Annotated in this window: 14 protein-coding genes; 8 read left to right on the top strand and 6 right to left on the bottom strand. The window is 40.3% G+C overall.

All coding sequences use genetic code 11. The features are described 5' to 3' along the window. Positions 1 to 60: 60 nt before the first annotated feature. The gene (locus tag CSV75_RS14585) at positions 61 to 1,242 is read right to left on the bottom strand and encodes a DEAD/DEAH box helicase (protein WP_099631764.1); all 1,182 of its coding nucleotides are present in this window, start codon (positions 1,240 to 1,242) and stop codon (positions 61 to 63) included. A gap of 38 nt (positions 1,243 to 1,280) precedes the next feature. Further along, the gene (locus CSV75_RS14580; protein ID WP_099631763.1) at positions 1,281 to 2,324 is read right to left on the bottom strand and encodes a lipid II:glycine glycyltransferase FemX; all 1,044 of its coding nucleotides are present in this window, start codon (positions 2,322 to 2,324) and stop codon (positions 1,281 to 1,283) included. A gap of 286 nt (positions 2,325 to 2,610) precedes the next feature. Between CSV75_RS14580 and CSV75_RS14575 the strand changes: the two genes are divergently transcribed. After that, a complete protein-coding gene (locus CSV75_RS14575) occupies positions 2,611 to 4,344 on the top strand; it encodes a methyl-accepting chemotaxis protein (protein ID WP_099676418.1) in 1,734 nt (577 codons plus the stop codon). A gap of 45 nt (positions 4,345 to 4,389) precedes the next feature. On the opposite strand, the gene CSV75_RS14570 is transcribed toward CSV75_RS14575, so the two are convergent. The 3 genes from CSV75_RS14570 to CSV75_RS14560 all read right to left on the bottom strand — a co-directional run bounded on the left by CSV75_RS14570 (position 4,390) and on the right by CSV75_RS14560 (position 6,848). Next, the gene (locus CSV75_RS14570) at positions 4,390 to 5,607 is read right to left on the bottom strand and encodes a carboxylate--amine ligase (protein WP_099676417.1); all 1,218 of its coding nucleotides are present in this window, start codon (positions 5,605 to 5,607) and stop codon (positions 4,390 to 4,392) included. Between the two features lie 75 nt (positions 5,608 to 5,682). Next, complete coding sequence (locus CSV75_RS14565; protein ID WP_099676416.1) at positions 5,683 to 6,384, bottom strand: RluA family pseudouridine synthase; 702 nt, start codon at positions 6,382 to 6,384, stop codon at positions 5,683 to 5,685. Beyond that, positions 6,381 to 6,848: a low molecular weight protein-tyrosine-phosphatase gene (locus CSV75_RS14560; protein WP_099676415.1), complete on the bottom strand. Its 468-nt coding sequence runs from the start codon at positions 6,846 to 6,848 to the stop codon at positions 6,381 to 6,383. The genes CSV75_RS14565 and CSV75_RS14560 overlap by 4 nt, the downstream gene beginning before the upstream one ends. Positions 6,849 to 7,069: 221 nt before the next feature. On the opposite strand from CSV75_RS14560, the gene CSV75_RS14555 reads away from it, so the two are divergent. Next, complete coding sequence (locus tag CSV75_RS14555; RefSeq protein WP_099676414.1) at positions 7,070 to 7,444, top strand: SLAP domain-containing protein; 375 nt, start codon at positions 7,070 to 7,072, stop codon at positions 7,442 to 7,444. A gap of 39 nt (positions 7,445 to 7,483) precedes the next feature. Here CSV75_RS14555 and CSV75_RS14550 read toward each other — a convergent pair whose 3' ends face one another. Continuing rightward, positions 7,484 to 8,200, bottom strand: a complete 717-nt coding sequence (locus CSV75_RS14550) for a YebC/PmpR family DNA-binding transcriptional regulator (protein ID WP_099636944.1) — start codon at positions 8,198 to 8,200, stop codon at positions 7,484 to 7,486. 545 nt (positions 8,201 to 8,745) lie between these two features. Between CSV75_RS14550 and CSV75_RS14545 the strand changes: the two genes are divergently transcribed. From CSV75_RS14545 to CSV75_RS14520, 6 genes are all read left to right on the top strand, one after another. After that, complete coding sequence (locus CSV75_RS14545; protein WP_099676413.1) at positions 8,746 to 9,453, top strand: phosphoadenylyl-sulfate reductase; 708 nt, start codon at positions 8,746 to 8,748, stop codon at positions 9,451 to 9,453. 66 nt (positions 9,454 to 9,519) lie between these two features. Next, a complete protein-coding gene (gene sat / locus CSV75_RS14540; protein WP_099676412.1) occupies positions 9,520 to 10,662 on the top strand; it encodes a sulfate adenylyltransferase in 1,143 nt (380 codons plus the stop codon). An 11-nt stretch (positions 10,663 to 10,673) separates the two neighbouring features. Then, positions 10,674 to 11,270 (top strand): adenylyl-sulfate kinase, encoded by a 597-nt coding sequence (gene cysC / locus CSV75_RS14535; protein ID WP_099676411.1) that lies wholly within the window; start codon positions 10,674 to 10,676, stop codon positions 11,268 to 11,270. A gap of 12 nt (positions 11,271 to 11,282) precedes the next feature. Next, positions 11,283 to 12,059 (top strand): uroporphyrinogen-III C-methyltransferase, encoded by a 777-nt coding sequence (gene cobA, locus CSV75_RS14530; RefSeq protein WP_099676410.1) that lies wholly within the window; start codon positions 11,283 to 11,285, stop codon positions 12,057 to 12,059. Continuing rightward, a complete protein-coding gene (locus tag CSV75_RS14525) occupies positions 12,056 to 12,817 on the top strand; it encodes a sirohydrochlorin chelatase (protein WP_099676409.1) in 762 nt (253 codons plus the stop codon). The genes cobA and CSV75_RS14525 overlap by 4 nt, the downstream gene beginning before the upstream one ends. Continuing rightward, complete coding sequence (locus CSV75_RS14520) at positions 12,768 to 13,433, top strand: precorrin-2 dehydrogenase/sirohydrochlorin ferrochelatase family protein (protein WP_233191685.1); 666 nt, start codon at positions 12,768 to 12,770, stop codon at positions 13,431 to 13,433. The genes CSV75_RS14525 and CSV75_RS14520 overlap by 50 nt, the downstream gene beginning before the upstream one ends. The last annotated feature ends 58 nt before the right edge of the window (positions 13,434 to 13,491 follow it).

The raw sequence follows: 13,491 nt of genomic DNA, 5'->3' as shown, positions 1-13,491 counted from the left end.
CCTCCTCATACCCGGGCAGTCCTCAGTCTTTGCATATCATCGTTTGGATGTTTCGTTTTATTATTTCTTTTTCTTAACTTTCGGCTTTGATTTCTTTGGTGCCGCTTTTTTCATTTCTTCCACTGTTTTGGAGTTTCCTTCGATCAGTTGTCCGTTGTACCAAACTTTTTGAACGGTTTTGATGCCTTTGGAAACTTTACGGTAGTCGCGTTCTTCCGAGTAAGATAGGAGTGTTAGGACTTCTCCATCTGCTCCTGCACGGCCCGTTCTTCCTGATCTGTGCACGTATTGCTCAGCCGTGTGCGGTACGTCGACATGGATGACGTGTGTCAACCCTTCGATGTCCAATCCTCGCGCTGCTAAGTCTGTTGCAATCAGTATACGAATAGTACCTTTTCTGAAGTCTTCTAACGTTTTCTGGCGATCTAGTTTCTTCATATCAGAGTAAAGGACTGCAATTGGTGCATCATTGTAAAGTAGTTTTAGCTCTTTCATGCGTAATTGATCTACATTATTCATGAATGTTAATGCGCGCACGCCTGATATTGCAGAGATTCCTCGAAGTACATCGGTCTTTTTGCGTTCATCCACTTTTACGTAGGAATGAATTACTTGACCACTATTTGGAATCTCATCCGCATTGACTTGTAAACGAATTGGATCCTTCATCATTTGCTTAGCTACTAGTTCGATTTCATCTGTAATTGTAGCGGACACAACGGCCAACTGACGTTCAGGATTTGCCGCTTCAATCAAGCTTTTCACCAGTACTCGATATTCGCGCGACAGAAGTTGATCTCCTTCATCAATAACCAAGTATTTTATATCATACATTTTCAGCTTTCTTTCTCTTACTAGTTCATTTAATCTGCCTGGTGTACCGACTACAATTGTCGGTTTTTTCTTCAGTCTTTCGACTTGACGTTGCATGTTTGCACCGCCAATCAGCTGTGTTACGGTAACTGGAGTACCTTCCACCAACTCGCGTATCACATTGACGATCTGCATGGACAGCTCTTGTGATGGTGTGATGATTAACGCTTGTGTCTTCGGTAGATTCCCATCAACCATTTGAATCACAGGTAATGTATAGGCAAGTGTTTTACCTGTCCCTGTTGGTGATTCCGCTACTATATCTTTACCAGACAACATCTCGGGTATCATTTGAGACTGAATCGGCATAGGTTGTTTAAATTTCCATTTTGTGCGTAAAGATTCATTCAGCTCATCTAAAAAATTCATTCGGTTCACTCTTTTCTATAGTTGAGGATTTCAACCGGTTATTTTTTTTGAAGCTTCTTTTTCAACTTCTGAATTTTAGGCACTACTTTTACAAATAGGTTATAAATGAACGGTTTGTATACTTTATCGATTTCACCTATAAATTCTGTCACTCCGTCCACCTGACAAAAACTGTTTTTAAAATTATATAAGCCATCCTGCTCACTGTCGAGTACGAATACCCCACCAAGATCATACTGTTCCGCTCCGATTTCCAATCCCCACTTCATCATTTCATAGTTCATTAGATAACTTGGATTTAGATTGCGCTTCGTGTTGGAACTGCCGGCATATAAGTAATACAACTTCCCATTATAATTAATAGTTATAGCACCAGCTAAATAGTCGTCTTCGTGCTTTGCTATATAAATGCGTAAATCATCGAATGCTTCTCGCATTTTGACGAAATAATCATATGATCGAATGGAGATCTGATTACGAACAGACATTTCTTCATGAATTTCAAAGAACTTCTTTAAATATTCATCACTGCGTGAATAGGAAATCTCCACACCTTTACGTGCAGAGCTTCGGATTTTACTTCTCGTTCTGCTACGGAACTTAAGCATTAAAGAATCTTCATCTTCGTCAGTCAATTTAACAATCATATTATAACGGGGCTGTATTAAATCTTCTTTACCCGCGCCTTCGTTGCGTACTATGTAACCCGCATCACGGTATAGCTTGTCCAATTCATCTGTATACAGTTGTTCTGGGTCCATTTTTAATGCAAAGGCTTTATGTTTTTTTACAAGCACCTCTGCCTCTTGAATCAATTCTGCAACCAACTTCTGATTATGTAAATCGCAAATAGGTCCACGTGGTGCATATAGTAATGAAAATCCGCCTGGCACTTTCCGTATCAATAAGGACATAGCGGCTACAATTTCTCCGTCCCGTTCTACATATACTTGCTCATTACCCCAGTCGTCTTTCACATTTGCCCAATTGGGATCTTGTGTAATTGAACGAAATGGAGAATTTCTCATAAACGTTTCATATCTTTTTACATCTTCCGCATTGCTTTTATCTAAAATCGGCACTGCTCGAACACTCCTTACATTACTATGACTCCGTACAATTTCCGTTTTAATCGTTTGAAAATCTTAAAGAACCGCACAGCCACAGCTCTATTAAGTGTAGCCTACTGTATTTTTCAAGTCAAGAATCGAAGAGTACTTCCCTGTCATTTACCAACGGAGTTTGAAAATTAAGTAATAAATTACTATTAATTGAGACAAGCTATTCCGTTATTAATTAGAATAGCCTATACTATAAAAAGGGTAGAAAGGTTTCATATAGCAAACATGCAAAAGGGGGCATTACATATTGAAAGGTTCAGTACGTAACAAGTTGATAGCGCTTGCAGCACTAGTTATTTTAATTCCATTATTAGCTGTTGGTATTGTCAATTACTTCGTAGCAAAGCAAGAACTTGAATCTGTTGGAGAAATGGGGTTACAGAACGGAACGTATGCGATCCTAGACTTGATCGACGAGCTCAATGTTCAAGTAGAGAACGGTACAATAAGTTTAGAGAACGCCCAAAAACGGGCTAAAGACAAAATTATGGGACCTATGGCCACTGACGGTACTCGATCTTTAGAAAACCCAGCGAAATACGGGGAGAACTTCTACTTTTACGTAGTGGATGAGGAAGGCACTTTGCTCGTACATCCGCAGAAAGAAGGAGAAAGTCTCTATGAAGCCAAAACAAAAGATGGTCGTTACTTCATTCGAGAAGTAATCTCAGAAGCTAAAAGCGGAGGTGGTTATGTACAGTATGACTGGCCGTTGCCAAGTAACTTGAATGTTGAAGCGCCAAAAATCACGTACAGCCTACAAGATCCAAATTGGGGATGGATTGTAGTGGCGGGAACCTACCTAGTAGACTTTAATGCTGGAGCGAAAAATGTTTTATGGTATACCTTACTATCAGTTATTATTTCTGTCATAGTGGGTGTTACTTTATTCTCAATCTTCTCAGGACGTCTAACATCCTATATTAAGAATATCCGCCACATTACGGCTGAAATTGCGCAAGGTAAATTATCCGGAGAAGACATTCCGATCCGTTCACGTGATGAGCTTGGTCATTTAGCTGAAAATGTTAATACGATGAAAAATAATCTGAATGAGATGGTCGGTCATACAAGACTTTCTTCAGATCGTATGAGAACATCTTCCGAAACACTTAGCGCAATCACGGAAGAAGCGACCGCATCGGCTGACGAAATTCATAGCGCTATTTCTGAAGTATCTTCAGGGGCAGTTGTGCAATCCGAAGAAGCAGATATCGCGATTACAAAAGTTAGTCAATTATCCACATTGATTTCCAATGCATCAGAGCAATACGAAAACGTTGTGACGGAAATGCATAGCATGAACACTCTACAAAGTTCAGGTATGCAAAAGGCAGAGACTTTGGAAGAAAACTCTCAGAATTTCAACATCGTCATTAACGACTTACAAGGTAACTTCTCACAACTTGTATCTAGAATGAATGAAATACAAGCAATTGTCCAAACGATTTCCTCGATCTCAGAGCAAACGAACTTACTAGCATTAAACGCTAGTATTGAAGCCGCTCGCGCAGGAGAACATGGAAAAGGATTCGCTGTAGTAGCCAATGAAGTACGTCATTTATCTGAAGACACAAACGAGGCAACTACGAGAGTTCGCGATCTGCTCGTGCATATTAGGAAAGATACGATGACTGCCGAGAACCAAATGAAACACACATTAGATTTGACAAGTCATCAAGAAGGTACGATTCTGGAAACTAAAAATGCTTTCGAACAACTATCCGATTCCATTCTCAACATCACATCGCTATTGAAGACTATGGAAAATGATATGAATAGTATGGATGAAAATCGACAACACGTTGTTCAAGCAATAGATCAAATTGCAGCTGTCGCAACTGAATCAGCTGCTGCTACCGAACAAGTCAATGCATCCATCGATGAACAAAAAGCTGCAATCAGCACGATTATGCACGCTTCCCTCGATCTTCATACAGAAGCGGAGAATATGCACGACCTTGTTGATCGATTTAGCTAATTAGTTAAGTGAAGTAAAACATCCCTGCGCGTAGGCAGGGATGTTTTATTCTTCAACAGCATTTTTATATTTCTTGTAATAGTTGATTTGGCGCATCAGTAAATACAATTTACGCTTCATATGTTTATCTTTACTATAGAATAAAGGATTACCATACTTTCCTGCTTTGATAAGTGACCGAATCTCTTTTTCCATAGGCGGATTATCGACAAACTTTTTTAATACTGCTTTCGGTACGACAGTAAATAGGAAATGATCATCTAGATATGTAAGGGATTTTTCTTTCCCGTATACTAAGTCATCGACTAAATACTTCGCCATATTTTCACCGCATTGCGTAATATAATAACTTGAACGCCCTTGACGGATATTCACTTCAAACGCTTTAAATTTGCCATCGCGTTCATCGTATTTCAAATCGAAGTTCCCATAACCGACATAGCCAATCGCTTCAAGGAAGTTAGCTAATTTCGTCATAATTTCTTCATCATACCGCGTAATCAATGCTGTATAGTTTCCGATCGCCGTCATCGCACGTTCTTGTAATACCACCTGGGCCAATGTGATTAACTGCGCTTTACCATGCTGATCAGCGTAATATACAGCATCCCACATATACGTATCATCGCCTGGAATGAAATCTTGGATAATCAGATCTTCTGTGTATCCACTGGCTTTTACCATTTGGATAATGCGATTGATTTCCTCATATGTATCAACTTTATAGATCTTCTGCAACCCTTCAAACGGATGGCGATAGTATTGAACACCATCGCTAGGCTTGATGATGACCGGGAACAGTACTTCCTCTGTAAATGGTTCATCAGATACACATGAATGGAAGTATGTAGAGGGTGTATCTATTCCATGCTTCGCGCATAATTCATAGAAGTTTTTCTTAATATAGACGGCATTCATAATTTCTTCATCGATATAATTGAACAAGAAATCTTCTTTCAAAGCTTCTCGCTGCTCAATAATCAAACGGACATATAGATCGTCTGTTCCGACAAGCACTAATTTCTGATCAGCCGTGCGATACTTTTTAGCAATTTCACGTAAAAACTGGACGAATACTTTAGGGTCATGCAAACCTGGGTGTAATTCCTGGATATCTGTAATTGTACTATAGCTTGTGAAAGGCAATGATTCTCTACCTACAATTACAGGTTTAATGCCATATTCTTCATGAAATGAAATCGCCATATTATAGGCGTTAATATTAGTTCCGACAATAATCGGGATAAAAGAATGCTTACTCATATATTCCTCCAACAGACGTTTTTCCATTTAGTGTAGTTGTACTGAATTCGTAAGTCAAGAAAGGACCGTTCTTCACTAACCATACGTTTTATAAACTTGATCATGAGTAGAATATAATTCCCAAGGATAAACTCGCGGTACTTCCGAGGTAAATTGCATCATTTCCTTTGTTGTCGGATGTTCAAATTCTAGTTTGTGCGCCCACAACGCAATCTGTTCGCCACGCTTATTCATTGAACTTCCGTATTTCTGATCACCATAGAGTGGATGGCCTTCTGTGGCCATTTGTACTCGAATTTGATGTGAACGTCCTGTATGTAGACGTACACTTACCAAGCTGCGATCATTTTTTTTATCAAGTACCTGATATTCCAAACTAGCTACTTTCCCTTCTGGATGATTTGGCTTCACACTATACACTTGATTTTTCAGACGATTCTTGTATAAATAGTGCTGAAGAGTAGATTGTTTTTTTCGAGGCACACCGCGGAGAACTGCTAAGTATTTCCGTTCAATGACGCCACGACGAAGCTGATCAGATAGACGAGATGCTGCTTTGGATGTTTTAGCAAATACCATCACACCGCCAACCGGACGATCAAGACGATGTACTAAGCCAAGATATACATTTCCCGGTTTTTGATAACGTCTTTTAATATCTTGCTTTAATATAGTCAATACGTCTAAATCTCCGCTCTCATCTTTTTGCACCGGTACGTTGACCGGCTTTTCCACGACTAAGAGATGGTTATCTTCATATAGGATAGGTATCTTCATTTAAAGGATGCCTCTTTTTTTATAAGTTCCAATAATGCCTGACAACCTTCAAGCACCAAGTCATATGTTTCCTGAAAATCACCCGTGTAGTACGGATCTGGAACGTCTTTTTGATGACTAGTCAAATCCAAAAAACGGAGCACACGCTGGTGGTCATGATCACCAAATATGTTATGAATATTTCGGATGTTTTCTTCATCCATTCCAATAATGTATTCAAATTCCCCTGCATCTTTTATGTTCAACTGACGTCCAGCCATCCCATCTGCCGAAATTTGAAATTCCGCCAGTTTGGACAGCGTTCCTTCATGTGGAGCTTTCCCGACATGCCAATCGCTTGTTCCTGCCGAGTCTACTTCGATGTGATTCTCCAATCGTTCATCATGAATCATCTTACGAAATACACCTTCTGCCATAGGTGAGCGACAAATATTCCCGAGACAAACGAATAATACACGTATCATACGACTCTCTCCCTTTATAATTATATTTCTATTCTAGTATACATCATTCGATAATTTACTTCATTTTATGTATAGTAATCAGCGACAATTCCGAACACTACGAAATATATATCTTATACAAGAGAATTAAGTCGTAATTAATATTTATTATTATTCTGTGATATAATAGGACTTAAATATCAATATCTAGGGAACGATATAGGAGAAAGGGGGTCTATCCTATGCATATTGTGTTTGAAAAAACGTGGGAAGCTACTTTATCAGACCAACAAAAACAGGCTTTTATTTATCAATTTGAAACTAAAAGAACTGTACATGAAGAATTTACAGCTACACCTATACTGATAAAGAGAAAACGTAATGGAGGAATAGTCGCTACGGTATTTTTGCAAAATAATCGCGATGAATTATTATCTATCCGTGAAGCTACAGTATGTGTAGTAAATGAACGTGGAGAAACAGCGGCTGAGGAGACATTTTCATTGTCCCTCGATATTCCACCTTTCGCAGCAACGCCCTGGTCTTTCGTCTTTTTACCGACTTGTGTAGATTGCACTGAAGAACCGACTGATGGATGGAAGGTCACCGTAAAGTAATACATAAAAAACAGCTGCTCCTTATGGAACAGCTGTTTTTTATGTTAATTCAACATTATGGTGAACTTGTTGTACATCTTCTAAATCATCGAGTGCATCAATCATTTTTTCAAACTGTTCCTGCGCTTCTGCATCTAATGAAATTTCATTCTGAGCTATCATGGACAACTCTGCTACAGTAAAGTCTGTAATACCTGCTTGACTGAATGCTTCCTGCACCTCATGGAAATGGGAAGGATCAGCGTATACAACTACTTGCCCATCTTCCTCCTCGATATCGTTTACGTCAACGTCTGCTTCCATCAATAACTCTAATACTTCCTCTTCCGTTTTGCCTTCTACACCGATAATCGCAGCGGGATCAAACATATAAGCTACAGAACCACTCACGCCCATATTGCCTCCATTTTTACCAAATGCCGCACGCACTTCGGAAACTGTCCGATTGACGTTATTTGTCAACGCATCCACGATGACCATTGAGCCATTCGGTCCGAATCCTTCGTAACGAAGTTCATCAAAGTTTTCCTCACCGCCACCTTTTGCCTTTTCGATTGCACGGTCGATGATTGCTTTTGGTACGCTGTACGTTTTTGCACGCTCCAGTACAAATTTCAGTGCTTGATTCGATTCGGGACTTGGATCTCCTGATTTTGCTGCCACATATATTTCACGGCCAAACTTTGCATAGATTCTACTTGTGTTCGCATCTTTAGACGCTTTCTTTTCTTTAATATTATTCCATTTACGACCCATTGAGTGCACACTCTTTCCTTTAGTTTTAATGGTTTGCTACTATTAAGTATACCAATTGCCTTTTGACATGAAAAGTAAAAAGATAAATAGACGCAGGTAGGCACCGCTGATCTTCGCCCTAAGTGGATATTGGTCTTTTACGAGTTTTCTCCTGTAATGAAGTGTGACTAGCATTAAATTCTTTCAATATACTGCCGCGAAGTACGTACCGAAACTAGAAATCTTTTTGGCAGAACCACTATCCAGCCATGCCTGTTGCGCAGACGTAGCGATGAGCTATCTACTTGCGCCAAAGTGAGGATAATGAACTCTCTACTTACACTGCTAGTCCTATACGAAACGTCCTTTATACCCCTTAAGAAAAGCTGTTTTAAAAAATACTATCCATTATCGGTTATAAATTACTATGCAACGGACCTTACATCGAATAGATAGGCTCTACTATTTACGCAAATAAATTTTAATCCCTACTATTCTAATTTGCATTGACTATTTTTAATTGTCTGGTAAACTGTTAATAATATAACAGTTAGCGGGGGGATAAAATGGTCACATTTGAATCGTGGAAAGATGCACCGGTCTTACCAGAGTTTAAAGCAGACTCCGAGACCAAAGGAGCTTCCGAAGTGTTGCGATGGGCTTATGATCACTACGGAGAAAAGCTAGTCTATGCTTGTAGCTTTGGTATTGAAGGAATTGTATTGATTGAACTAATTTCACGCGTGAAGCCCGATGCCAAAATTGTTTTCTTAGACACCAATTATCATTTTAAAGAAACGTATGACACGATAGAAAAAGTGAAGAAGCGTTATCCTCAGCTTCAAATCCATTTGCAACAACCTGGATTGACTATTGAAGAACAGACAGATCAATATGGTTTAGATCTCTGGAAAACCAATCCGAACCAATGCTGTGATTTGCGGAAGATAAAACCATTGGAAGAAGCGATTGCACCTTCCACTGCTTGGATATCAGGATTACGTAGGGAACAATCTGAAATGAGAAAATCTACGGAGTATCTGAATTTAGATAACCGTTTCAAGAAAATTAAAGTGTGTCCGCTTATTCATTGGACATGGAAAGATGTTTGGCGTTTCGCCCACACAAATGAACTGGACTATAATATACTTCATGATCAAGGTTACCCGAGTATTGGTTGCGCAAACTGTACAAAACCAGCTTTTACTGAAGAAGACATGCGTTCTGGACGCTGGACTGGTAGTGGTAAAACAGAATGTGGACTGCATACGTAAATTTTTTAACTTAAAGCCTAGTATTTCTATATGACTTATTAAAATGAAAAGGATAGGTGTTTACAAATGACAACAATACAACCACATGGCGGTAATTTAGTTAATTTATATGATCCCACTCTCTCCACTAAGGGATTGCACAAAACAGTCTCAATTGATGCCACAGCAGTAAGTGATTTGGAATTAATCGCAACGGGTGCATACAGCCCGCTAACTGGATTTTTAACTTCTGAAGATTATCACGCTGTCGTCAATGATATTCGTCTTGCGGATGGTACGATATGGAGTTTACCTATTACACTACCTGTAAAAGACAGTTCGGCTTACTCCGTAGGCGATACGGTTTTACTCGACTATCAAGGTGATATATACGGCACACTTGAAATTACGGATATCTTCGAACCTGATCAACAAATTGAAGCGGAAAAAGTTTATAAGACAGCTGACCGTGCACATCCAGGTGTAGCGAAATTACTTGATCGTGGCCACATCTATCTTGGCGGACCGATTAAACTGATTAGACGAATAGAACAGAAAAATTTTGCTGAGTTTTATTTTGATCCTTCTGAAACTCGTCAAGCATTTGAAAATAATGGTTGGAAGACGGTTGTCGGATTCCAAACGCGTAATCCTGTGCATCGTGCGCATGAGTATATTCAAAAAACCGCACTCGAAATCGTAGACGCACTATTGCTCAACCCGCTAGTTGGTGAAACAAAGTCTGACGATATTCCCGCTGATGTACGGATGGAGAGTTATCAAGTATTACTGCGTGACTACTACCCTGAAGATCGTGTGAAGTTGGCTGTCTTCCCTGCCGCAATGCGTTATGCAGGACCACGCGAGGCAATTTTCCATGCCCTTGTGCGTAAAAATTACGGCTGTACACACTTTATCGTCGGCCGTGACCATGCAGGAGTTGGAGATTATTATGGCACTTACGAAGCACAAGAAATTTTCTCGAACTTTACGGCGGAAGAAATCGGCATCACGTTACTGTTCTTTGAACATAGTTTCTTCTGTAAAACTTGCGGCAATATGGCAACACCTAAAACTTGCCCGCACTCCAGTGAAAACCATGTCATCCTTTCAGGAACTAAAGTACGTGAAATGTTGAAAAACGGCATCTTGCCTCCACCGGAATTCAGTCGCAAAGAAGTGGTTGATGTACTGATCAAAGGATTACAAGAAAAAGAACTGGCAAAGTGAGGGATGACGATATGGCAGAAAACATTGTATGGCATGACCAATTAATCACAAAAGAAGAACAACGGACAAAAAATAAACATCATAGCGCAGTACTTTACTTCACTGGCCTATCCGGTTCTGGTAAATCCACGATCGCCAATGCAGCCGCACGCCGGTTGCACGATCTTGGTGCTAACACGTATGTACTTGATGGCGATAATGTGCGTCATGGCTTAAATAAGGACCTTGGCTTTTCTGATGAAGCACGTAAAGAAAACATTCGTCGCATTGGGGAAGTCTCGAAATTATTCATTGACAGCGGACAGCTTGTATTCACCGCATTCATCTCCCCTTTCCAAGAAGACCGTGACAGCGTTAGACGTTTAGTGGAAGAAGATGAATTTGTTGAAGTGTACATCAGTTGTCCCCTTGAGGCTTGTGAGAAACGCGATCCAAAAGGTTTATATGAAAAAGCTCGTGCCGGTGTCATTCCGGAATTTACCGGGATTTCATCGCCTTATGAAGCACCAGTAAAACCTGAACTTACATTAGAAACTGATCAATATACGATTGAAGAGTGTGTCGAGCAATTAATCGGCTACTTACGCGATAAAAAATGGATTAATTAAGGAGTGAGTAGAATGGGCAAAGTTTGGCTAGTTGGAGCAGGTCCTGGAGATCCTGATTTATTGACCGTCAAAGCAGTGAAAGCTATACAGCAAGCGGATGTAATTCTTTATGACAGACTGATCAATCAAGAGATTTTAACTCATGCGAAGCCCGATGTGGAATTGATTTTTGTAGGCAAACTTCCTAAGCATCATTTTGTTCAGCAGGATATGATCAATTTCTTATTGGTTAAACATGCGAAGCAAGGTAAACAAGTCGTACGTCTGAAAGGCGGCGATCCATTTATATTCGGTCGCGGCGGAGAAGAAGCAGCGTTTGTGGTGAAGCATCACATCCCATTCGAAGTGATTCCGGGCATTACGTCCGGAATCGCAGCTCCAGCATATGCAGGAATCCCTGTTACTCATCGTGATTACAGTGCTTCATTTGCTATTGTCACAGGACATCGTAAAGAAGATGCAGATGAAGCAGATAAATGGCAGGCCCTAGCAAAAGGAATCGATACACTTGCGATTTATATGGGTGTCAGCAATCTTCCGTATATTCAACAACAACTGATTCAGCACGGTAAAGATCCAGATACACCTGTTGCTTTCATTCATTGGGGAACGACAGAGACACAGCACACGGTTACTGCTACGCTTTCCACCATGACGGAAACGGCACGTCTAGAAGAAGTCAAAAATCCGAGTATGATCGTGATCGGTGAAGTGGTTCGCTTGCGTAATGAATTACAGTGGTTTGAAGAATCCAGTAAAGAACGTCGTTTACACGAGGCGATAGTATGAAAGCAATCCTATATATTTGCCACGGCAGCCGCGTAAAGAAAGGACAGCAGGCTGCTTTGGCATTTATTGAGAAGACAATGGAAACCGAAGCGGCCCCTATCCAGGAAGCATGTTTTCTAGAACTCGCCGAACCGTCGATTGCTGAAGGTGTTGCACGCTGTATCGCACGGGGTGCAACAGAAATTATAGCTATACCCTTTCTGTTATTGCGCGCAGGTCATGCCAACGTGGATATTCCTACTGAGCTACAGGAAGTCATGATGAATTACCCTGATATTCCTGTTTACTACGGTGATCCGATTGGTGTGGATGAACGAATGGTCAATGTGCTAATCGAACGTTTGCATGAAGCAACAGAATTCATTCCTAAGGATGCATCCATTTTATTAATTGGAAGAGGCAGCAGTGATCCTGCTACGCAAGATGATTTTGCAGAAATTAAAAGGATCTTCCAAGAGAAAACTAAGCTTCAACATGTCAGTGTCGGTTATCTAGCAGCTTGCGAGCCCTTTTATGAAGATGAACTTGAACGGTTATTAGAACATCAGCCTAAGAATCTGTATATTTTACCGTATTTATTGTTCACTGGTATTTTGATGAAATCAATTGAACGAACACTAAAGAAAACTAAAACAACAACCGCTATTCATCTATGCTCGGAATTAGGCTATGATCCAGTGATTCATGCGATTCTGAATGAAAGGGCCGATGAAGCAACAGAAAGGAAACGTGGTCTCTATGTTCCCCATCATGCTTGAAAACATGGATGAATCAAATATATTCCTAGTCGGTGGCGGGCACGTCGCGTATCACAAAGTACTCAACCTACATCGTTTCGGTATTCATCCTACTATTATCAGCCCTGAATTCCACCCGTCTTTTGAAGAATTAGAACAACAAGGTACGGTTACGCTTATCACGAAAGAAGCGGAATGGGAAGACGTTGAAAATGCTTTTCTCACCTTTCTCGTAACGGATGACGAAGCTGTAAATGATCGTCTTGCCAAGCAATTGAAAGAAGCGGGTAAACTAGTCGTTCACGCTTCCAATCCAACACTAGGTACCGCGCAAATTCCAGCAGTCATGACTCGCGGTAAACTGATCGTCAGCGTATCGACAAGTGGAGCAAGTCCTTCATTGGCCAAAAAAATCCGTACCGAAATTGCGGAAGCGTATGACGAACGGTATGAAGACTATCTAGATTTCTTGGCAGATGTCAGACACTATGTGAAGCAGTACGTAACGGATCGTGCGGAGCGTAGGACATGGCTGAAAGAAGCTATTGAGCCCATTTATCTTCATAATATCGAAGAGCGCCAAACATTCATGAACGAACTGCAGCAAAGCTTTCCTTCAAAACAGCTCATTCAGTAAAAATCATACAAATAAAAAAGATCCTTAATTCATGTGCGAATTAAGGATTTTTTTATAG

It is taken from the genome of Sporosarcina sp. P18a (assembly GCF_002743135.1).
In the GTDB taxonomy this organism is placed as follows: domain Bacteria; phylum Bacillota; class Bacilli; order Bacillales_A; family Planococcaceae; genus Sporosarcina.
Note: the sequence above shows the minus strand (reverse complement) of the source record. Positions and strands in the feature narration are given on the sequence as shown.

Excerpts from the sequence above, each read along its gene's own strand:
- CSV75_RS14585 (WP_099631764.1), bottom strand. The coding sequence starts at position 1,242 with ATGAATTTTTTAGATGAGCTGAATGAATCTTTACGCACAAAATGGAAA.
- CSV75_RS14570 (WP_099676417.1), bottom strand. The coding sequence starts at position 5,607 with ATGAGTAAGCATTCTTTTATCCCGATTATTGTCGGAACTAATATTAAC.
- CSV75_RS14565 (WP_099676416.1), bottom strand. The coding sequence starts at position 6,384 with ATGAAGATACCTATCCTATATGAAGATAACCATCTCTTAGTCGTGGAA.
- CSV75_RS14560 (WP_099676415.1), bottom strand. The coding sequence starts at position 6,848 with ATGATACGTGTATTATTCGTTTGTCTCGGGAATATTTGTCGCTCACCT.
- CSV75_RS14555 (WP_099676414.1), top strand. The coding sequence starts at position 7,070 with ATGCATATTGTGTTTGAAAAAACGTGGGAAGCTACTTTATCAGACCAA.
- CSV75_RS14550 (WP_099636944.1), bottom strand. The coding sequence starts at position 8,200 with ATGGGTCGTAAATGGAATAATATTAAAGAAAAGAAAGCGTCTAAAGAT.
- CSV75_RS14545 (WP_099676413.1), top strand. The coding sequence starts at position 8,746 with ATGGTCACATTTGAATCGTGGAAAGATGCACCGGTCTTACCAGAGTTT.
- sat (WP_099676412.1), top strand. The coding sequence starts at position 9,520 with ATGACAACAATACAACCACATGGCGGTAATTTAGTTAATTTATATGAT.
- cysC (WP_099676411.1), top strand. The coding sequence starts at position 10,674 with ATGGCAGAAAACATTGTATGGCATGACCAATTAATCACAAAAGAAGAA.
- cobA (WP_099676410.1), top strand. The coding sequence starts at position 11,283 with ATGGGCAAAGTTTGGCTAGTTGGAGCAGGTCCTGGAGATCCTGATTTA.
- CSV75_RS14525 (WP_099676409.1), top strand. The coding sequence starts at position 12,056 with ATGAAAGCAATCCTATATATTTGCCACGGCAGCCGCGTAAAGAAAGGA.
- CSV75_RS14520 (WP_233191685.1), top strand. The coding sequence starts at position 12,768 with ATGAAGCAACAGAAAGGAAACGTGGTCTCTATGTTCCCCATCATGCTT.